The organism is Mycobacterium sp. SMC-21 (assembly GCF_045310825.1).
Classification (GTDB): Bacteria; Actinomycetota; Actinomycetes; order Mycobacteriales; family Mycobacteriaceae; genus Mycobacterium.
On record NZ_JBJIAO010000021.1, the window covers coordinates 38,289 to 58,346 of the forward strand.

General features: G+C 68.5%; 18 protein-coding genes. 10 read left to right on the forward strand and 8 right to left on the reverse strand.

Annotated elements, in window-relative coordinates:
* The 3 genes from ACJH6H_RS19335 to ACJH6H_RS19345 all read right to left on the reverse strand — a co-directional run bounded on the left by ACJH6H_RS19335 (nt 1) and on the right by ACJH6H_RS19345 (nt 1,901).
* Entirely contained in the window at nt 1–237 is a 237-nt protein-coding gene (locus tag ACJH6H_RS19335) for a hypothetical protein (RefSeq protein ID WP_406775594.1), read from the reverse strand.
* 114 nt (nt 238–351) lie between these two features.
* Nucleotides 352–849, reverse strand: a complete 498-nt coding sequence (locus ACJH6H_RS19340; RefSeq protein WP_406775625.1) for an NUDIX domain-containing protein — start codon at nt 847–849, stop codon at nt 352–354.
* A 68-nt stretch (nt 850–917) separates the two neighbouring features.
* The gene (locus ACJH6H_RS19345) at nt 918–1,901 is read right to left on the reverse strand and encodes an NAD-dependent epimerase/dehydratase family protein (RefSeq protein WP_406775595.1); all 984 of its coding nucleotides are present in this window, start codon (nt 1,899–1,901) and stop codon (nt 918–920) included.
* A 142-nt stretch (nt 1,902–2,043) separates the two neighbouring features.
* Here ACJH6H_RS19345 and ACJH6H_RS19350 point away from each other — a divergent pair, with 142 nt between their 5' ends.
* Nucleotides 2,044–3,441 (forward strand): acyl-CoA synthetase, encoded by a 1,398-nt coding sequence (locus ACJH6H_RS19350; RefSeq protein ID WP_406775596.1) that lies wholly within the window; start codon nt 2,044–2,046, stop codon nt 3,439–3,441.
* Here the strand turns inward: ACJH6H_RS19350 and ACJH6H_RS19355 are convergent.
* Entirely contained in the window at nt 3,438–4,763 is a 1,326-nt protein-coding gene (locus ACJH6H_RS19355; RefSeq protein ID WP_406775597.1) for a hypothetical protein, read from the reverse strand. The two genes, ACJH6H_RS19350 and ACJH6H_RS19355, sit on opposite strands and share 4 nt — an antisense overlap.
* A gap of 143 nt (nt 4,764–4,906) precedes the next feature.
* On the opposite strand from ACJH6H_RS19355, the gene ACJH6H_RS19360 reads away from it, so the two are divergent.
* Entirely contained in the window at nt 4,907–5,320 is a 414-nt protein-coding gene (locus tag ACJH6H_RS19360) for a PPOX class F420-dependent oxidoreductase (protein WP_318986211.1), read from the forward strand.
* A 72-nt stretch (nt 5,321–5,392) separates the two neighbouring features.
* On the opposite strand, the gene dapD is transcribed toward ACJH6H_RS19360, so the two are convergent.
* Together dapD and ACJH6H_RS19370 are read right to left on the reverse strand one after the other, a co-directional pair.
* Nucleotides 5,393–6,316: a 2,3,4,5-tetrahydropyridine-2,6-dicarboxylate N-succinyltransferase gene (dapD, locus tag ACJH6H_RS19365; RefSeq protein ID WP_406775598.1), complete on the reverse strand. Its 924-nt coding sequence runs from the start codon at nt 6,314–6,316 to the stop codon at nt 5,393–5,395.
* 136 nt (nt 6,317–6,452) lie between these two features.
* Nucleotides 6,453–8,267, reverse strand: coding sequence for an NAD(P)-binding domain-containing protein (locus ACJH6H_RS19370; protein ID WP_406775599.1), 1,815 nt, complete (start codon nt 8,265–8,267; stop codon nt 6,453–6,455).
* 114 nt (nt 8,268–8,381) lie between these two features.
* Between ACJH6H_RS19370 and ACJH6H_RS19375 the strand changes: the two genes are divergently transcribed.
* From ACJH6H_RS19375 to abc-f, 6 genes are all read left to right on the forward strand, one after another.
* A complete protein-coding gene (locus tag ACJH6H_RS19375; RefSeq protein WP_406775600.1) occupies nt 8,382–9,428 on the forward strand; it encodes a 2,3-butanediol dehydrogenase in 1,047 nt (348 codons plus the stop codon).
* Between the two features lie 14 nt (nt 9,429–9,442).
* Complete coding sequence (locus ACJH6H_RS19380) at nt 9,443–10,237, forward strand: acetoin reductase (RefSeq protein ID WP_346416963.1); 795 nt, start codon at nt 9,443–9,445, stop codon at nt 10,235–10,237.
* Between the two features lie 23 nt (nt 10,238–10,260).
* Entirely contained in the window at nt 10,261–11,541 is a 1,281-nt protein-coding gene (locus ACJH6H_RS19385; RefSeq protein ID WP_318986206.1) for a GAF domain-containing protein, read from the forward strand.
* 118 nt (nt 11,542–11,659) lie between these two features.
* Nucleotides 11,660–12,724, forward strand: coding sequence for a succinyl-diaminopimelate desuccinylase (gene dapE, locus ACJH6H_RS19390; protein WP_406775601.1), 1,065 nt, complete (start codon nt 11,660–11,662; stop codon nt 12,722–12,724).
* Nucleotides 12,721–13,083, forward strand: a complete 363-nt coding sequence (locus ACJH6H_RS19395; RefSeq protein WP_073697652.1) for an RNA-binding S4 domain-containing protein — start codon at nt 12,721–12,723, stop codon at nt 13,081–13,083. The genes dapE and ACJH6H_RS19395 overlap by 4 nt, the downstream gene beginning before the upstream one ends.
* A gap of 142 nt (nt 13,084–13,225) precedes the next feature.
* The gene (gene abc-f / locus ACJH6H_RS19400) at nt 13,226–14,815 is read left to right on the forward strand and encodes a ribosomal protection-like ABC-F family protein (protein ID WP_406775602.1); all 1,590 of its coding nucleotides are present in this window, start codon (nt 13,226–13,228) and stop codon (nt 14,813–14,815) included.
* Nucleotides 14,816–14,941: 126 nt separating this feature from the next.
* Here the strand turns inward: abc-f and ACJH6H_RS19405 are convergent, their stop codons facing one another.
* Together ACJH6H_RS19405 and ACJH6H_RS19410 are read right to left on the reverse strand one after the other, a co-directional pair.
* The gene (locus tag ACJH6H_RS19405; RefSeq protein WP_406775603.1) at nt 14,942–15,799 is read right to left on the reverse strand and encodes a type VII secretion target; all 858 of its coding nucleotides are present in this window, start codon (nt 15,797–15,799) and stop codon (nt 14,942–14,944) included.
* 71 nt (nt 15,800–15,870) lie between these two features.
* A complete protein-coding gene (locus ACJH6H_RS19410) occupies nt 15,871–17,529 on the reverse strand; it encodes a tetratricopeptide repeat protein (protein WP_406775626.1) in 1,659 nt (552 codons plus the stop codon).
* Nucleotides 17,530–17,630: 101 nt separating this feature from the next.
* Between ACJH6H_RS19410 and ACJH6H_RS19415 the strand changes: the two genes are divergently transcribed.
* Together ACJH6H_RS19415 and fadD6 are read left to right on the forward strand one after the other, a co-directional pair.
* Nucleotides 17,631–18,194, forward strand: a complete 564-nt coding sequence (locus tag ACJH6H_RS19415; RefSeq protein ID WP_212812643.1) for a TIGR00730 family Rossman fold protein — start codon at nt 17,631–17,633, stop codon at nt 18,192–18,194.
* An 11-nt stretch (nt 18,195–18,205) separates the two neighbouring features.
* On the forward strand, nt 18,206–19,987 hold the full coding sequence (gene fadD6, locus ACJH6H_RS19420; RefSeq protein WP_212812642.1) for a long-chain-acyl-CoA synthetase FadD6: 1,782 nt from the start codon (nt 18,206–18,208) through the stop codon (nt 19,985–19,987).
* Nucleotides 19,988–20,058 lie beyond the last annotated feature (71 nt).

Sequence of the window (20,058 nt, forward strand, 5' to 3'; positions counted from 1 at the left end):
CTACTGGCTCTGGTGCACCGTGGTGTCGACCCGTGGCGCCTGCGCGTGCGGCTGGATGTCCTGGAGCCACTCCAGCTGGTCGATGCCGTGGTTGTTGTGCGATGCCACAACGGTTTCCGGCAGCGCCTTCTGTGTATCCTCGCCGAACGACCACACGATCGGGGACACCAGGACTCCGACTCCGAGTGCGCCTGCGAGAACGTAACGGCCCAGCGCCTGCCGTGTACTACTGCTCATCGTTTTCATGCCGTTGCCTCCTGCTGGGTGCCTGGGTGCGATGCCCAGATCAACAGGCGCCCGAATCGGCATCATCCCAGGTGGCGCGATGTTTATCCGAGTTGGCAGGATCGCTTATCGACTCGTATGCAACCGCAACAACGTCCACGCCGCCAACGATTGTGCGTCGGTGATGTCGCCGCGGCGGATCATGTCCTCGATCTGATCGGCGGTGAACCACTCGCTGTGCATGTCCTGCTCCTCATGCTCACGTTCGTGTTCGCCCTCGGTGATGCCGGTCGCGAGGTAGGCCCAGCCGCGTTGGCTGCACATCCCGGGTGCGACGTCCAACTGGCCCAACACCTCCCACGTCTCGGCACGCAGCCCGGTCTCCTCGCGGAGTTCCTGCGCCGCCAGATCGCCGGGCGCAGGCTCGTCGCCGTCCAAGGTGCCCGGCGCGGTGCCCTGCACAAACTCCCAGCGCCGCAACCCGATCGGGTAGCGGAACTGCTCCACCATCCGGTAGCGGTCGCCGTCGCGGGCGATCACCAGGGCATAGGTGGGCTTGTCCACCACGCCGTAGACGCCGGTGGTGCCGTCGGGACGACGGATGTCGTCTTCTCGGACAGACATCCAGGCGTTGCGGTAGACCTCACGGGAGCCGACGCGTTCGATCACAGCTCCAGTATCGCGGAGTGCCGCTATTCGACCGGGTATGGGCCGTCGGTGAAGACCTGCGAGTGATATCCCTTCGAGCCGACCGACACCGCCAGGGAACTGCGGAACTCGCGATCCTGCGCGAGTCGTCCGATCAGCTCGGCGAAGGTGTGCCGCGGGTGCCAACCCAGTTCGGTCCTGGCGCGGTCGTTGACATAGACCCGGTCGATCGACGGGAACATGGTCCAACCACGGCGCCGGTATTCGTCCACGTACCCGGGCACGTAGCGTGCCACGACCGCCGGTGCGTCCAGCCGCAACTGCGGCAGATCCGCCACGGTGAACGGCGACGTCGCGCTGATGATGTAGCGCCCGAACCCGATATCAGGTGCGCGCTCGATGGCCCGCAGGTGGGCTTCGACGACGTCTTCCAGATCGACACGGCGGTAGAGGAACTCGTTGACCTTTGCGTTGGCGTCGTCGTAGCTGTCCCGAATATCCTTGCTGTCATCGGATTCCGGAAAGAACCGCGCGGTCCGCAACACCACGCAGGGGAGTCCGCGCCGGCGCGCAAACAGTTCACACAGGTCTTCGGCGGCTGCTTTGGTGACGCCGTAGATGTTCTTGGGCCTGTCCGCGACGTCCTCGGTGATCCAGGCGGCGGGCTCGTGCGGGCCCGGAATCAGCGCGTCCCCGAATGCGCTCGTCGTGCTGGTGTAGACGAATCGCGTCACCCCGGCCGCAATCGAGTTTTCCAGCAGGTTCAGCGTGCCGCTGATGTTCGTATCGACGAACTCCTGGCGGGTGTGCGTGGCGACGTGCGGCTTGTGCAGGCCCGCGGTGTGCACGACGGCATCCACGCCGCGGATCGCTTCGGCCACGGCGACGGTATCGGCGACCGATGCCTGGTGGTGGGTGAAGCTCGACGCCGTCGCATCGAGACCGATGACGTCGTGGTTCGTCTGCTGTAGGCGCAGCATCAGTGCCTCACCCAGGTGACCCGAACTGCCGGTCACGAGGATCCTCATCGCGGCCGGTTCCTGGTTGTCCGTCTGAATGGACGATGTGCCACACTCACGGCACCGAACATATTGGCGCCGACTGTCCTGCGCGAGTCATTTACCGACGCTGGACGTTCGGTGCATCCGGACAGGCGAGTAGCCTCGCGATGTGCTGCTGACCTCTCTGAACCCGGCCGCCGTCGCCGCCGGACACGATCTCGAAGACGCGGTGCGCATCGATGGCACGGCGTTGTCGCGCAGCGATCTGGTCGGGGCCGCGACGTCGGTGGCCGAGCGCGTCGCGGGGGCGTCGCGGGTGGCCGTGCTGGCCCGGCCGACCGCCAAGACGGTGCTGGCCATCGCCGGCTGCCTCATCGCGGGGGTGCCGGTGGTTCCGGTGCCGGCCGATGTCGGCGCCGCCGAACGCCGGCACATGATCACCGACTCCGGGGCGCAGGCGTGGCTGGGGGAGGCGCCCGAGGAGACCGAAGGGCTACCGGTTGTTCCGGTCCGGTTGCACGCCCGGTCCTGGCACCGCTACGCCGAGCCCTCGCCGGATTCGACGGCGCTGATCATGTACACCTCGGGCACCACGGGTCTGCCGAAAGGCGTGCTGATCAGCCGTCGCGCCATCGCGGCCGACATCGATGCGCTGGCCAAAGCCTGGGCCTGGACCCCGGCCGACACCCTGGTGCACGGCCTGCCGTTGTTCCACGTGCACGGCCTGATCCTCGGCCTGCTGGGCTCGCTGCGCATCGGAAATCGCTTCGTGCACACCGGGAAACCGACACCAGCCGCGTATGCGGCGGCGGGCGGCTCGCTGTACTTCGGCGTGCCGACCGTGTGGTCCCGCGTCGTCGCCGATGCCGCCGCGGCCGAGGCGTTGCGGGGCGCCCGCCTGCTGGTGTCCGGCAGTGCGGCGCTGCCCGTACCGGTGTTCGACGACCTGGTGCGGCTCACCGGGCACGCACCCGTCGAGCGCTACGGCAGCACCGAATCGCTGATCACGCTGTCGACCCGGGTCGACGGCGAACGCCGGCCCGGCTGGGTCGGCTTGCCGCTCGACGGCGTGCAGACCCGGCTGGTCGCCGAGGACGGGTCGCCGGTACCGCACGACGGGGAAACCATTGGCCGCCTGGAGGTTTCCACGCCGACGTTGTTCAGCGGGTACCTCAACCGGCCCGAGGCGACGGCGGAGGTGCTCGGTGACGACGGCTGGTACCGCACCGGCGACGTGGCCGTCGTCGACGGCGAGGGCATGCATCGCATCGTCGGCCGTGAGTCGGTGGACCTGATCAAGTCCGGTGGTTTTCGGGTCGGCGCCGGCGAGATCGAGACCGTCCTGCTGGGGCACCCGGGTGTATCGGAGGCCGCGGTGGTCGGCGTGCCCGACGACGACCTGGGCCAGCGCATCGTCGCGTTCGTGGTCGGGTCCGCATCGGCGCAGGAACTCATCGACTTTGTGGCGCAACAGCTTTCGGTGCACAAACGGCCGCGCGAGGTGCGCCTCGTCGACAGCCTGCCGCGTAACGCCATGGGCAAGGTGCAGAAGAAGCTCCTCGTCTAGGGCAGACGACTGGCCGGTCCACCCTCGATCTCCGGCTGGATCAACCGGAAGTGAGATTCGCTGCGCTGCATGTGCCGTCGCTGGTAGTCGCCTTCGATGTGCTTGCCGTCGACCGTGCCGGTCAACGTCAGCCGGTCGGGACCGTCGAGGCGAAAGTGCAGCACCGTGGGCGGATCCGCTTCGTGCCTCTTGATCTCCAGCCGGTCGCCGCGGATCTCGAACAGGTAGACGGTCACATAACCCGCCGGGACCTGGGTGACGAAGCTCGTGTAGTCGCCGGGCCGGTCCGCGATCGCGACATTCGTCCATGGCGCCGGCGAGGTCTGCTGCAGCGTCGCCTGTTCGCCTTCCACGGTGAATGACGTTGCGCGCCAGACTCCGTCGATGTCCGATTCCCGGTGCCGAATCTGCTGGTAGGTCACGACGCTGAACGTCGTGACCAGCACGACGACGACGCCTGCGATGGCGAACTTCGCCACGATGCCGGTCCGGCGCAACCACCGCCTGCCGGAACCCAGCGCCGGCCACAGCGCGACCGGTTCGGGAGCGCCAAGCTGGAATACCGTTTGAGCCAGGCTTTTCCAGTACGGCGTGGTGATCGCGACGGCGATGAACAACAGCTGGCCGGACACCAGCTTCACCGGGACGTCGTAGAAGAGGTTGAGCAGGAACACCTGGGCCATGGCCACGATCGCGATCAGCGCGCCCAGCAGCCACGTGCGCCGCCACAGCAATAGGGCACCGGCGGCGAATTCGACCAGACCGGTGGCCACCGAGTAGGGGTCCGAGGCGCCCATGAAACCCCACAGCGTGTTCATCATGCTGACGTCGCCGACCATCTGGATCTGGTAGCCGGGCAGCATCATGTAGGCCATCTGCGTCGGAATGAGCTTGGCCAGACCGTAGAGCAGCATCGAGACGGCCAGACCGAACCGCGCGAACACCAGCAGCAGCGCGGCAAGACTGCGGTAGTTCGGTCGATGCCGGTCCAGGGCGGTCCACACCGCGGTGATCACCAGGGCCACCAGGATCCAGCCGAGGTGCAGGCACCACTCCGCCAGGGAATCAGCGCCGCCGTCGATGTTCAGGTACGCGCCCTCGCCGCGGGTCACGAAACTGCCCAGGTTTGCGAGCCCCTGCAGAAGCGGGGCCATCAAGACGCTCAGGCCCAGATTGCCGTACACCGAAAGGATCAGGATTCCGCCGCCGATGGTGAAGAACAGCCGGAACGCCAGCTTCTGCGCGCCGGTCCATTCGGGTGCCGAAATCTCCTCGGGGTCGGTAGGCGTCAAGGTGTCCGCGTCGCCGGTCGTCGTGCTCACCGGATTGACGCTAGCGATGAATGTGCGCCGATGTCCCTGGGGGAAAACCTCCAACTTCCCGGCGGCGACGAGCTGGGCGGATCCACGCGCACAAGCTCTTTCCCGGCGGGAATGCCACACGCCGCCGCGGCCTTGTAGATCCCATGCAACTCACAGACGAAGCCCGCGCCCTGATCGGGGACGGGGCCAACGCAACGCTGGTGACTCTGAATGCCGATGGCAGCCCGCAGGTTTCGGTGGTGTGGGTCGAACTGCAGGGCGACGAACTGGTCAGCGCGCACCTCGGCGACTACAAGAAGCTGCGCAACATGCGCCGCGATCCCAGGGTCGCGGTCACCATCATCGGCACCGACCGCGGTGCCGCATCGGTGAATCCGTACCTCGCGATCAGCGGTACCGCCCGCATCGTCGAGGGTGGGGCGCCCGAAGTGCTGACCCGACTGACCAACGTGATGGCGCCCGAGTTCAACGGCCAGTTCCCACCGGCCGGCGCGCCGCCGGGATACCTCACCCGCATCACCATCGACAAGGTGACGGGCGTCGGCCCCTGGGCCTGAACGACGAAAGTGAGCTTGTGTGCGAGCTTTCGATGAAACCGCGCACACAAGCTCACTTTCGGTGAGCCAACTCTAGTTGGCGTGCAGCGCCTCATTGAGCGTGATGCCGGTGCCGTCGCGCTTGACGACCTCGACCGCGCCACTGACCGAGTTCCGGCGGAACAGCAGGTTGTTCGAGCCGGACAGTTCCTTGGCCTTGACGGTCTGGCCGTCTGCGGTGGTCACCTTGGTGCCGCCGGTGACGTACAGGCCGGCCTCGATGACGCAGTCGTCGCCCAGCGAGATGCCCAGGCCCGCGTTGGCGCCCAGCAGGCAGCGCTTGCCGACCGAGATGACCTCCTTGCCGCCGCCCGACAGCGTGCCCATGATCGACGCGCCGCCACCGACGTCGGAGCCGTCATCGACGACGACGCCCGCCGAGATGCGGCCCTCGACCATCGAGGTGCCCAGGGTGCCGGCGTTGAAGTTGACGAAGCCCTCGTGCATGACGGTGGTGCCCGACGCGAGGTGCGCGCCCAGGCGGACCCGGTCGGCGTCGGCGATGCGCACACCGCTCGGCAGCACGTAGTCGACCATGCGCGGGAACTTGTCGACACCGAACACGGTGACGGTGCCGCGGCGACGCAGCTTGGCGCGGACGGTCTCGAAGCCCTCGACCGCGCAGGGGCCGAAGTTGGTCCACACCACGTTGGTCAGCAGGCCGAAGATGCCGTCCAGGTTGGCGCCGTGCGGCGCGATCAGGCGGTGCGACAGCAGGTGCAGGCGCAGCCAGACATCGTGCGTGTCGGCGGGCTTGTCGTCGAGCGAGGCGATGGTGGTGCGCACGATCTCGGTGCGCACGCCGCGGTCCTCGTCGGTGCCGACGAGGGCTTCCAGCTCAGCGGGGACCGGGCCGGCCGCGGCGTCGGCGTTCAGTTCGGGTGCCGGGAACCAGGTGTCGAGGACGGTTCCGTCGGAGGTGATGGTGGCGATGCCGATGCCGGATGCAGAAGTCACGTTGCTAAAGGCTACTGAACCAGCGCTGAACTGGGGGCACCACCCACTCGCGAGCAGACGCAAAACTGTCGTTCTCGCGGTGAAATTGACAGTTTTACGTCTGCTCGCGAAGAGGACTAGCGGGGAGAACCGCGCGTCACTGCAGGTGATGGACCTCCTGCAGCCCGTACACCGGCGTCGGGATGCCCTCGTACCGGGCCTTGAGCTGCAACGCCAGGTACAGCGAGTAGTGCCGCGACTGGTGCAGGTTGCCGCCGTGGAACCACAGGTTCTCCTGCTGCGTCGGCTTCCACATGTTGCGCTGTTCGCCCTCCCACGGGCCGGGGTCCTTGGCGGTCCCGCTGCCCAGGCCCCACACCTTGCCGACGCGGTCCGCGATCTCCTGGCCCATGAGGTCGGCGGCCCAGCCGTTCATCGAGCCGTAGCCGGTCGCATAGACGACGACGTCGGCGGGCAGTTCCGTGCCGTCGGCCAGCACCACCGCGTTCTCGGTCAGGTGTGACACCTGGCCGTGCGCCAGCTTGATGGAACCGTTGGCTACCAGCTCGCACGCACCGACGTCGATGTAGTAGCCCGAGCCGCGGCGCAGGTACTTCATGAACAGGCCGGAGTCGTCGTCGCCGAAGTCCAGCTCGAAGCCGGCCGCCTCCAACCGGTCGTAGAAGTCCTTGTCCCGCACCCGGATCGCGTCGTAGATCGGTCGCTGGAAATCGGCCATGATGGCGTACGGCAGCGACGCGAACGTCAGGTCGGCCTTCTCGGTCGTCATACCGGCGGCCACCGCGCGCTCCGAGTACAGGTCGCCGAGGCCGAGCTCCATCAGTGAGTCGGACTTCACGACGTGTGTCGACGAGCGCTGCAGCATCGTCACGTCGACGCCGTTCTCGTACAGGGCTTTACAGATGTCGTGCGCGGAGTTGTTCGACCCCACCACGACGACCTTCTTGCCGACGTACCGGTCCGGGCCCGGGTGCTGACTCGAGTGGTGCTGTTCCCCGGCAAAGATGTCCTGACCCGGAAGTGTCGGGATGCTTGGCTTTCCGGACATACCGGTCGCCAGCACCAGCTGGGTCGGGTGCAGCGTCATGCGCTCGCCGTCGCGGTTCACCTCGACGGTCCACCGGCCGGCCTCGGAATCGTAAGTGGCCGAGAGGCATTCGGTGCGCGACCAATACGGCACCTCCATGACCTTGGTGTAGAACTCCAGCCAGTCGCCGACCTTGTCCTTTGGGGCGAAGACCGGCCAGTTGGCCGGGAACGGCAGGTAGGGCAGGTGGTCGTACCAGACGGGGTCGTGCAGGCACAGCGACTTGTACCGCTTGCGCCACTGGTCGCCGGGCCGTTCGTGCTTGTCGACGACGATCGACGGCACTCCGAGTTGCCGCAGCCGCGCACCCAACGCGATACCGCCCTGACCACCGCCGATGACCAGTACATAGGGCTGCTTCTCGCGCCCCAGCGTCGCCTCTTCCTCGGCGCGCTTCTCGGCCCACGAGCGCGAGTCGGGGTCGGACCCGTGCACCGCGCCGAGCACCCGCGTCGCACCCTTGCGCTCCTCATGGCCCTTGAGTTCCTGCAGCGTGGTCAGCAGCGTCCAACCTTCGTCGCCGCGCAGCCGCAGGTGCCCCGAGCCACGCCCGGTGGCCGTCTCGAACTCGATGAACGCCGATGTCACGTCGCCGTCGGCGGTGGCGGGTTCACGGGTCCGGAACCCGGACGGGGTGGTGTCGGCCAGCCGTGCGCGCAGCATGCCGGCGATCTGGTCGCGGCCTTCCACGGTCTTGATGTTCCAGGTGAAGGCGACGAGATCACGCCAGAAGCTGTCGACGGCGAACATCCCGACGACGGCGTCGATGTCCTGTGCGGCCAGTGCCGCCTCGAAGTTGGCGAGCCAGTTCTCGACGCGCTGCTGCGGCGAGATGGCGGTGGTGGGTTCCAGTGTTGCGGTCATGTGACTCAGGACACAGCCAGGGCGCAACTCCCGACAAGAGTTGCATCACGTTGCAGCGTTGCAACCTCCTGCAACTCTGTCGGGGTGTGGCCGCGGTCACATACAACTGGTCGCATGAGAGCTGCTGTCTACTACGGACCCAACAAAGTCTCGGTCGAGGACGTCGCCATCCCGACTCCCGGGCCGGGCCAGGTGCAACTACAGGTCGGATTCAACGGCATCTGCGGCACCGACCTGCACGAGTACTACGCCGGCCCCATCTTCGTCCCCACGCAGCCGCACCCCCTGACGCATCAGGAACTCCCGCTCACGCTGGGCCACGAGTTCTCCGGCACCGTCACGGCGGTCGGCGCCGGGGTGACGGACTGGCGCGAGGGCGACCGGGTGGCCGTCGAACCGATCTACAAATGCGACCACTGCGGCCCGTGTGCGGCAGGCAACTACAACGTCTGCCAGCAGATCGGTTTCCACGGCCTGATGTCCGACGGCGGCATGGCCGAGTACACCGTGGTGCCGACGAACATGCTGCACCGGCTGCCCGACAACGTCTCGCTGGAACTCGGCGCGCTCGTCGAACCGATGTCGGTGGCCTACCACGCGGCGACCCTCGGCGACGTCGAATCCGGTGACACCGCGATGGTCTTCGGCGCCGGTCCCATCGGCATCGGATTGTGGTTCGCCTTGCGCGGCAAGGGACTTCAGGAGGTCTTCGTCGTCGAGCCGTCGCCGACACGGCGCGCGGCCATCGAAGCGCTCGGCGCCGTCACGCTCGACCCGACGGTCATCGATGTGCCCGGCTTCATCGCCGACCACACCTACGGCGCCGGCGCCGACGCGGTGTACGACGCCGCCGGCGTCACGCCCGCTGTGGAGACGGCACTGGCCTGCGTCGGATCCCGCAAGCCGATGGTGAGCGTCGCGATCTACGAAAAGCCGCTGCAGACACCGCTTTTGAACCTGGTGATGAACGAGTCCCGCATCCAGGGCTCGCTGTGCTACACGGGCGCCGACTTCGAGGCCGTCATCGCGTTGATGGCGCAGGGCGCCTATGACACCAGCGGATGGGTGGCCCAGATCCCGATCGGTGACGTGGTTTCCGAAGGATTCGAGGCCCTGCATGCGGGGAACAAGATGAAAGTTCTGGTCGACCCGACGCGATGAGCGGAGAAACAGCAATGACATTGGCAGGAAAGGTAGCCCTGGTCACCGGGGCCGGACGTGGCATCGGGCGCGGTATCGCACTACGGCTGGCGCGTGACGGCGCCGACGTCGCACTCGTCGACGTCGAAGCCGATCCCTTGGCGGAGGTGGCCGCCGAGATATCCGAAATCGGTTCCAAATTAACCACTTTCGTCGCCGATGTCAGTGCTCGGGACCAGGTGTTCGCCGCCGTCGACTATGTGGCAACCGAACTCGGCGGGCTCGACATCATGGTCAACAATGCCGGTGTCGCACTGGTCGGCCCGCTCGCCGACGTCACGCCCGAGGACCTGCAGCGGTTGTGGTCGATCAACGTCGACGGCGTGCTGTGGGGCATCCAGGCCGCGGTCGCGAAATTCAAGGAACTCGGCAACCAGGCGCACGGCAAGGTCAGCAAGATCATCAACGCCTCATCGATCGCCGGGCATGACGGCTTCGCCATGCTGGGGCCGTACAGCGCCACCAAATTCGCCGTACGCGCCCTGACCCAGGCCGCCGCGAAGGAGCACGCCGCCGACGGCATCACCGTCAACGCCTACTGCCCCGGCGTGGTGGGTACCGACATGTGGGTGGAGATCGACAAGCGGTTCGCCGAACTCACCGGCGCCCCGGTCGGCGAGACGTACGCGAAGTTCGTCGGCGGCATCGCGCTGGGCCGTGCGGAAACCCCGGATGACGTCGCCGGGTTCGTGTCGTACCTGGCCGGGCCCGACGCCGACTACATGACCGGGCAGGCTGGTCTCATCGACGGCGGCCTGGTTTATCGCTGACATGCGGAGCACAATCGGCGTTGATGCAGAGCCCGGCCGTGCCTGAACCAGCGGTAGCTGTTGGCGAGGACCCGCGCAGTTACGCGCGGTTGATGTCGGCTGTCTACGACGCGACCATGTCCGGCGGCCGCGCGCCGGCGCGGCCCCGCGACGTCATCGGCGAGTCGTGGCAGCGGATGCTGGCCCGCGGCGTCAACCCCGACACCCACATCCCGCCGGTCATCGAATCGTCCGGTCTGGATGCGCTGCGCAAGTCGTCGGGTTTGCTCGCCGTGCTCGACGACGTGTCGCGCGGGCTGGAATCCATTGTCGCCGAAGGCGACAACATCCTCGTGCTGGCGGACGCGCGGGGTCGTGTGCTGTGGCGGTCCGGGTCCGCGGCCGTGCTGGGCAAGGCCGACCGGCTCGGGTTCGTCGAAGGCGCCAACTGGGGCGAGGGCGCCGTCGGCACCAACGCCATCGGGACCGCGCTGGCGTCCAACCGGGCCGTGCAGGTGTTCTCCGCCGAGCATTTCCTGCGCAGCCACCACGCCTGGACCTGCGCGGGCGCCCCGGTCCGTGACCCGCGCACCGGCCAGGTCATCGGCGTCGTCGACGTCTCCGGCCCGGCCGCGACGGTGCATCCCACCACCGTCGCGCTCGTCGACGCGGTCGCCCGGCTGGCCGAAGCGCACCTGCGCGAGCAGCACGAGGGCACGCTGAACCGGCTGCGGATGGTCGCCGCGCCCATCCTGGCCCGCATCGGCAGTCCGGCGCTGGCGGTCGACGCCGACGGCTGGGTGGCCGCCGTCGACCAGATGCCACTGCACAATCGGATTCTGCTGCCCGACGAACTGGCCCCGGGGCGGGCGTGGATCCCGACCCTCGGACGATGCGACGTCGAGATGCTGCCCGGCGGGTGGCTGGTCCGGCCGTCCACCGCCGCGGCCGACGACGACGCCACCGCCACCCGCGTCGTCCTGGACCTGCGCGCCGCCCCGGTCCTCGAGATGGCCGGGGAGTTCGGGGGATGGCGCCATGACATCTCGCTACGGCACGCCGAAATCCTGCTGGTGCTGGCGATCCACCGGAACGGGCGCTCGGCGTCGGAGCTCGCCGAAGACCTGTACGGCGACCGGAGCCGGGTGGTCACGGTGCGGGCCGAGCTGTCCCGGATGCGAAAGCAGTTGGCGGGCTTGATTCTCGGCAAGCCCTACCGGTTCGGTGACGACGCCGTCATCGACGTGCGCTACCCGGCCGACCGCTCGACACTGCTCGGCGCCTCGACGGCACCTGCCATCCGGGCCCTGCGCGCCGTCGCCTGAACCTCGTGAGCTGGGGCACTCTCCCCTCGCGAGCAGACGTAAAACTGTCGTTTTCGGCCGTGAAAACGACAGTTTTGCGTCTGCTCGCGGGTGAAAGGTGACCAGCTAATCTGGCTGAATGCTGGATCTCACCGCCGACCCGATCGCTCTGACCGCCGCCCTGGTCGACATCCCCAGCGAATCGCGGCACGAGCAGCTCATCGCCGACGAGATCGAGGCCGCGATCAAGGCCCAGGCTCCGCACTTCGAGGTGATCCGCAACGGCGACGCGGTGCTGGCCCGGACCAACCTGGGCCGGCCGTCGCGCGTGTTGCTGGCCGGGCACACCGACACCGTCCCGGCGGCCGACAACCTGCCCAGTCGGCTCGTCGGCGGCGAGCTCTGGGGCTGCGGCACCTCCGACATGAAGGCCGGCGACGCGGTGTTCCTGCACCTGGCGGCCACCATCGCCGAGCCGACGCACGACATCACCCTCGTCATGTACGACTGCGAGGAGATCGAATCCAGCGCCAACGGTCTCGGCCGCATCGAGCGGGAACTGCCCGACTGGCTCAAAGCCGACGTCGCGATCCTCGGCGAGCCGTCGGGTGGTCTCATCGAAGCCGGGTGCCAGGGCACCCTGCGCGTCATCATCCACGCCACCGGTACCCGCGCGCATTCGGCGCGATCGTGGCTGGGCGACAACGCGATTCACAAGCTCGGTGCCGTCCTCGACCGGCTCACCGCCTACCAGGCACGCTCGGTCGACATCGACGGCTGCGTCTACCGCGAGGGACTGTCCGCGGTCCGGATCGACGGCGGCATCGCCGGCAACGTCATCCCCGACGCCGCGTCGGTCACCGTCAACTTCCGGTTCGCGCCGGACCGCAGCGTCGAGCAGGCCCTCGCGCACGTCCACGAGGTGTTCGCCGGTGTCGATGTCCGCATCGAGCTCACCGACTCCGCCGCCGGCGCGCTGCCCGGTCTGACGCAGCCGGCCGCCGCCGCGCTGGTGGCCGCGGCCGGGGACCAGGTGCGAGCCAAGTACGGCTGGACCGACGTGGCACGCTTTGCCGCCCTGGGCATTCCGGCCGTCAACTACGGACCGGGCGACCCGAACCTGGCGCACAAGGTCGACGAGCGCGTGACGACGGCGGACATCACCGCCGTCACCGAGATGCTGCGGCGGTATCTGACAAGTTGAGTAGCGTCCGCGTCGACAGCTGGATTTTCGCCGTCCGGATCACCAAGACCCGGTCTTTGGCGGCCGCCGCCTGCCGGGCCGGCCACGTCCGCGTCAATGGCGTCACCGTCAAACCGGCGCAGCTGGTCAGCCCGGGCGACGAGGTCCGGGTCCGGCTCGATGGCCGCGAGCGCATCGTCGAGGTCATCCGCCCGATCGCCAAGCGGGTCGGCGCGGCCGTCGTGCCGGAATGCCTGATCGACCGCAGCCCGCCGCCACCGGCCAAAGAGACGATGCCGGCAGTGCCCGTCCGGGATCGCGGAGCCGGCCGGCCCACCAAACGTGAACGGCGACAGCTGGATCAGTTGCGCGGGTACTGAGCGGCAATAAATCAGTTGCGCCCGTGAGTACTGTGGGCTTTGCAACTGCTGCCAACCGAGGTGGGCCGAAACATGCTGGGAGAAGACATCTCCGGATAACCGGAGTACGCCCTCGCCCTGTCACTCTCACGAGAGCTCTTGCATGTCTTCTATCTCCTGTTCCCATTTGTCGTTTTCCTGGCCCGATGGCACCGAAGTGTTCTCGGATCTGTCGTTCACGGTCGGTGCCGGTCACACCGGACTGGTCGCTCCCAACGGCGCCGGGAAGAGCACGCTGCTCAAACTCATTGCCGGAGAACTGCAGCCGACTGGCGGCAATGTGACCGTCGACGGCACGCTCGGCTACCTGCCGCAGACACTGCCGTTCGCCACCGATCTGACCGTCGCCGAAATGCTCGGCGTGGCACCCGTTTTGGCGGCTTTGGCGGCACTCGCCGAGGGTGACGCCTCCGAGGCCGTGTTCGCCACCATCGGTGACGACTGGGACATCGAGGAACGCAGCACGGCGCAGCTGGCCCGGCTCGGTCTCGACGTCCCGCTCGATCGGGTGCTCGGCACGCTGTCGGGCGGTGAGGTCGTCACCCTCGGCCTGGCCGCGCAACTGCTGCGGCGTCCCGATGTCCTGCTGCTCGACGAACCGACCAACAACCTGGATTCTGCTGCACGGCAACGGCTCTACGACGAGCTGGACCGCTACCCAGGCGTTCTACTGCTGATCAGTCACGACCGCGCACTACTGGACCGCATGGACCGCATCGCCGAACTACGTGACGGTGACGTCCAGTTCTACGGCGGCAACTTCACGGCGTACCAGGATGCGATCGCTGAATTGCAGCGAGCGGCTGTCGATGAGATGCGTAACGCCGAGTCGCAACTGAAGCTGCAGAAGCGGCAGATGCAGCAGGCCCGCGAGCGCGCCGCCCGCCGGGCCGGCACTGCTGCCCGCAACGTCAAGGACGCCGGGCTGCCGAAAATCATTGCCGGAAAGCTCAAGCGCAATGCCCAGGAGTCGGCAGGCCGCGCCGACGAGGTCCACTCCCAGCGCGTCGACGATGCCCGGGCGCGCCTCGACGCCGCCGAGCGTGCGGTGCGCGACGACGACGTCATCGCCCTCGACCTGCCGGACACGGAAGTGCCCGCAGGCCGGACGGTGCTGAGCGCGGCCGGCCTGAACATCCAGCGCGGCGGCCGGACGTTGTTCGCCGGCAACGGAATCGACCTCGACATCCGTGGACCCGAGCGGATCGCCCTGACCGGCCGGAACGGTGCGGGCAAGTCGACGCTGCTCAAGATGATCAACGGCGACCTCGAACCCGACGCCGGAACCCTGATCCGAGGCGACGGCCGCATCGCCTACCTGTCGCAGCGCCTCGACCTGCTCGATGAGGAGCGCAGTGTCCTGGAGAACCTGATGGCCTGGGCGCCGACCCTCAGCATCACCCGCAGGCGGCATCTGCTGGCGCAGTTCCTGTTCCAGGACAACAGGATCGACCTACCGGTGTCGGTGCTGTCCGGCGGCGAGCGGCTGCGCGCCACACTGGCGTGCGTGCTGTACGCCGAACCGGCGCCGCACCTGCTGCTGCTCGACGAACCGACCAACAACCTGGACCTGGTCAGCGTCGCGCAGCTGGAGTCGGCGCTCAACGCCTACCGCGGCGCCTTCATCGTGGTCAGTCACGACGAGCGCTTCCTCGATGCGATCGGCATCGAGCGGCGGATGACGCTGGAGTGAAACCGGCGTGCACGGGTCCGCGTGTCGGCTCTCCTGCGGCGCTTGCGATTTGAAACTGTCAACATCGGCTGACAATGTCGGGTTTGGTGACAGCTCCGGGTCACCGGGTGAGGCCCCGGCCCCGATCTAGATGTCCTGCGGCCGGGTCTGGGCCGGACGCCGCGGCGGGGGAGCGGCGACGCCCGACGGACCGGCCGCCGGGTCCCCGCTCCCGTCGGCGGTGCCGCTTGCCGGACCGCGGTGCTCGACCGACAGGATCCGCTTGTCGTCGTCACCCTTCTCGTGGCGTTCGGGATCCCGGCGTTCCCGTTCCCGGTCGTCGGTGTCCGGCTTGTCATGTTCCCCAACGGAATCCACGCCACCCGAGCCGCTCGCTCCGCCCAGTCCCGTGCCCGCCGCATGGCCGGCGCCGACACCGTCAGCCCCGCCCAGTCCGCCGAGCAACCCGCCCAACACGCCACTCACGCCCTGGGCGATCTGCCCCGGAATCTGTCCCAATGTCTGCGCCACACCTTGGGCGATCTGGCCGGCCTGCTGGCCCACCTGCCCGAGCGTCTGCGCCACGTCGCCACCGCCGGCGGCGGGGCTGCCGGGGACCGCCGCGCCGAGCCCACCCGGCGTGCCGGCACTGACGCCGCCACCGGCCCCGCCGCCCGGGATGCCCTCGGCGGCCGAAGACAGCCCACGCGCGCCCTGCTCGTCACCGGCCCGGTAGGCCTCGGCGGCGCGGTGCAACTGCTCGGACATCTGCTGGCCGGCCGCGCCCGTCGACTGCAGGATGCTGTCGCGCCGCGCCATCACCCCACCGAGCGCCGAATTCATGCCGTGGGCGATCAGCCCGTGCGTCGTCGCCGGACCGGCCGGGCCGACCGACTGGCCGAGACCCGCGCCGTTCTGGAGCTGACCGAGCCCGGCCGCGACCGCGTCGTGCACCCGGGCCATGCCCAGCACACCCTCGGTATTGACGTACAGCGGATCGCCCATGATCTGCCCCCTCGAAGACCTGTTGCGGTCAATCCTATGGCGACGTCGATGACATGCCCTGCGGCAAATGGTCAGGCGCGATCGGCGGCGACCTCCGCCGCCACGGCCCGAGCCTGCCTGCCGAACGCACAGTCGACGCCGACGCGGTCGAAACAGTCCGCGGCCCGGACATCGCCCAACAACGCCGCGTCGCGCAGGACGCGCAGCGCCACCGCCGACTGGCCGCCCCGCTCGGCGGCACGGAACGCCTCGCGGGCGGCGGCGATCGCGCCGTGCCGGTCCCGCCGCGCCGCGTTGGTCCAGGCGCGGGCCAGGGCCAGTTCGGGAGCGAACAACATCGACTTCAAGCCGTGCCTGGCTTCGGCGCGGGCCAGCGCCCGGCCCGCCTCGGCGGTCGCCCCGCGCTGTCCGAGGGCTCGCGCCAGCAGCATCCATGCCAGCGGGCCCCACGAATATCCGGTGCGCGCCAGCGCTTTCGCCGCGTTCTCGAGCAGTTCGATCGCCGAGTCGAGTTCGCCCCGCGAGATCAACACATCGGCCAACAGCACCTCACCGATGGCCCGCCCGGGCTGTTGGGACTGCGTGAAATCGATCAGCTCCCGGGCCAGCTGCTGCGCGTTGTCGGGCTCGCCGGCCAACAGCAGGGCCGTGGTCTGTCCGAAGCCACTGGTGAACCGCAACAGGCCCGGCTGGCCGGCGGCCAGCGCGCGCTCGGCGAAGCCGTCCACCTCGGTCAACCGGCCCGTGCGGGCACAGCTCAGCGCCGCCGCCGATGCCGCCCAGCCGACGGCGGTGTCGCTCGGGTCAGGGCTGGACAGCACCGAGTCGGCCAGCTGCATGGCCCGATTGAGGTTGCCCGCGTTCATCGCGAACGTCGCCGACAAGGCGTCTAGCGTGACCTTCGCCGTCGGCGTCTGGACCCGGCTGCGGACGGTGCGCAGGAAGGCCGTCGCCCGCTCGGGCTCGGACAGCATCCAGAACTGGTTGGCCGCGCGGGGCAGCGCCCACATCAGCAACGCGGGTTCGGTCAGTGCGGTCGCGTCGACCTCGGCCAGCACGGCATCGGCATCCGGACCGCGACCCTGCCAGGCCAGGGCGTAGCTCAGCGTCACCCGGGTGGCCAGGCCGCCGCCCGGCAGCGCGGCGCGGCCCAGGCGTTCCGCCAGCTCGAGATCACCCAGCCGCAGGGCATCGTCGGCGGCGGCAGCCAACTCGGCGACGGGTAGGGCGTCACCGCCGTCGAGTGCCCGCACCGCGCGCCGCAGCCGGCCGACGACACCGTCGTCGTCCGGCGCCGGCAGTGGGTCAGCAGCGGGGGACTCGGCAGGAGGGACCGGCCCGTCGGCGGTCACCGGCACCACCAGCCGGTCCCGTACCAGTGACGAAATGCCCTCGGGCAGAGACTGATTCGATTCCGCGGTGACGATGACCCGGGCCGCACCCGAGACCGCGAGCTGGTACACCAGCGACGCCGACAACCGGTCGAGCAGATGCCCGTCGTCGACGACCAACAGCAGTCCGGTCCCGAGGGCCTCGCGGGCCGCGCTCAGCACCTGAACCGTCCGGCCGGTCTCGGGCACCGTGAACAACCGCTCGAAGGCGCCGAACGGTACGCGGGAGTCGGCCGCGGTGCCGGTGATCCAGGCGGCGCGCTCGAAGCCGGGCGCCAGCTCGTCGTATGCGGCCCGTGCCCATGTGGTCTTGCCGGACCCGCGGGCACCGGTGAGCAGCGCACCGGACCGGGTTTCGACGCCCGCTTCGAGCTGGCTCAGCACCACGGTCCGATCCTATGGCTGCGCGATGCCCGGCACGGCTCGATTAGCGTTGCGGTGTGACAACCGAAAACGCCTACGCCGTCTGTGTCTACTGCGCCGCTGGTCCCCGTCATCCCGAATTGCTCACCCTCGCCGGCGATGTCGGCCGGGCGATCGCGGCCCGGGGCTGGACGCTGGTGTCCGGCGGCGGCAACGTCTCGGCCATGGGCGCCGTCGCCGACGGAGCCCGGGAGAACGGCGGCCGCACCATCGGTGTCATCCCGAAGAAGCTGGTGCACCGTGAGCTGGCCGATGTGAACGCCAGCGAACTGATCGTCACCGACACGATGCGCGAGCGCAAGCAGATCATGGAGGACCGGTCCGACGCGTTCATCGCGCTGCCGGGCGGGATCGGCACCCTCGAGGAGTTCTTCGAGGCCTGGACGGCCGGCTACCTCAACATGCACGACAAGCCGCTGGTGATGCTCGATCCGCACGGCCACTACGACGGCCTGCTGGCGTGGCTGCACACGCTGGTCGACACCGGCTATGTCCAGCGGGCCGCGCTCGACCGGCTCATCGTCGTCAAAGACGTCGACGCGGCCATGGCTGCTTGTGCGCCGCGTGACATCGCTCACTAGGCTCACCGGGCATGAGTGACGAGACATCACGCACCGGCGTCGGGCTGCTCGATATTGCTAAGCAACTGCCCGGTTTCCTGTCCGACGCCCCGGTGATCCTGCGCGGCCTGATCACCGGCTTCGGTGCGACCCCGACGGCGAAGACGTCCATCGGCAAGGTTTTCCAGGAACGCGCAGAGGCCAACAAGGACAAGGTCTTCATCAAGTTCGAGGACCAGCGCATCACCTACGGCCAGGCCAACGCGACGGTGAACCGCTACGCGGCGGTGCTGGCGGCCAAGGGCGTCGGCCCGGGTTCGGTCGTCGGCATCATGCTGCGCAACTCGCCGGACGCCGTCCTGCTGATGCTGGCGACGGTCAAGTGCGGCGCGATCGCCGGAATGATCAACTACAACCAGCGCGGCAACGTGCTGGCGCACAGCCTGGGCCTGCTCGGCGCCAAGGTGCTCGTCACCGAGCCGGACTTCCACGAGCCCGTCATCGAGTGCGGTGCCGCTCCGGAGCTGACCGCGGGCCTCATGTCGGTCGAGGAGCTGCGCGAGCAGGCCGTCGGCCAGTCGACCGCCAACCCGGTGGGCACCAGCCAGATCCTGGCCAAGGAGAAGGCGTTCTACATCTTCACCTCGGGCACGACCGGCATGCCCAAGGCCAGCGTCATGACGCACTACCGCTGGCTGCGCGCCCTCGGCGGGTTCGGCGGGTTGGGGCTGCGTCTGAACAGCAGCGACACCCTGTACTGCTGCCTGCCGCTGTACCACAACAACGCGCTGACGGTGGCGACGTCGTCGGCCCTCAACGCCGGCGCCGCCCTGGCGCTGGGTAAGTCGTTCTCCGCCTCGCGGTTCTGGGACGAGGTCATCAAGTACGACGCCACCGCGTTCATCTACATCGGCGAGATCTGCGGCTACCTGCTGAACCAGCCGCCCAAGCCCACCGACCGGGCACACAAGGTCCGGGTCATCGCCGGCAACGGGCTGCGCCCCGCCATCTGGGACGAGTTCACCTCGCGCTTCGGCATCAAGCGGGTGTGCGAGTTCTACGCCGCCAGCGAGGGCAACACCGGCTTCGTCAACGTCTTCAACATCGACAAGACGACGGGCATCTGCCCGTCGCCCGTCGTCTACGTGGAATACGACCTGGAGACCGGCGAGCCGGCCCGCGGACCCGACGGCCGGCTGCGCAAGGTCAAGCGCGGCCAGCCGGGCCTGCTGCTCAGCAAGGTCAACAACCTGCAGCCGTTCGACGGCTACACCGACAAGGCCGCCAGCGAGAAGAAGTTGGTGCGCAACGCATTCAAGGACGGCGACGTTTGGTTCAACACCGGTGACCTGATGCGGTCGCAGGGCTTCGCGCATGCCGCGTTCGCCGACCGTCTCGGCGACACCTTCCGGTGGAAGGGCGAGAACGTCGCCACCACCGAGGTCGAGGCCGCGCTCGGCGCCGACGACCAGGTGGAGGAGTGCACGGTGTACGGCGTCGAGGTGCCGGGCTGCGGCGGCCGCGCCGGCATGGCGTCGGTGCAGTTGCGCGAGGGCGCCGAGTTCGACGGCGCCCGCCTGGCCAAGGCCGGCTTCGAGCACCTGCCCGCCTACGCGGTACCGCTGTTCATCCGGGTCGTGCCCGCCCTGGCACACACCTCGACGTTCAAGAGCCAGAAGGTCGACCTGCGCAAGCAGGGCTACGGCGACGAGGTGAAGGACCCGATCTACGTGCTGGCCGGCCGCGACGAGGGCTACGTGCCGTTCTACCCCGAGTACCCCGCCGAGGTGAAGGACGGCAAGAAGCCGCGTTAGTCAGGGATTTGTGCACGATTTTCCGCGCGTACCGCGGAAAATCGTGCACAAATCACATGGTGGCGAGCCGA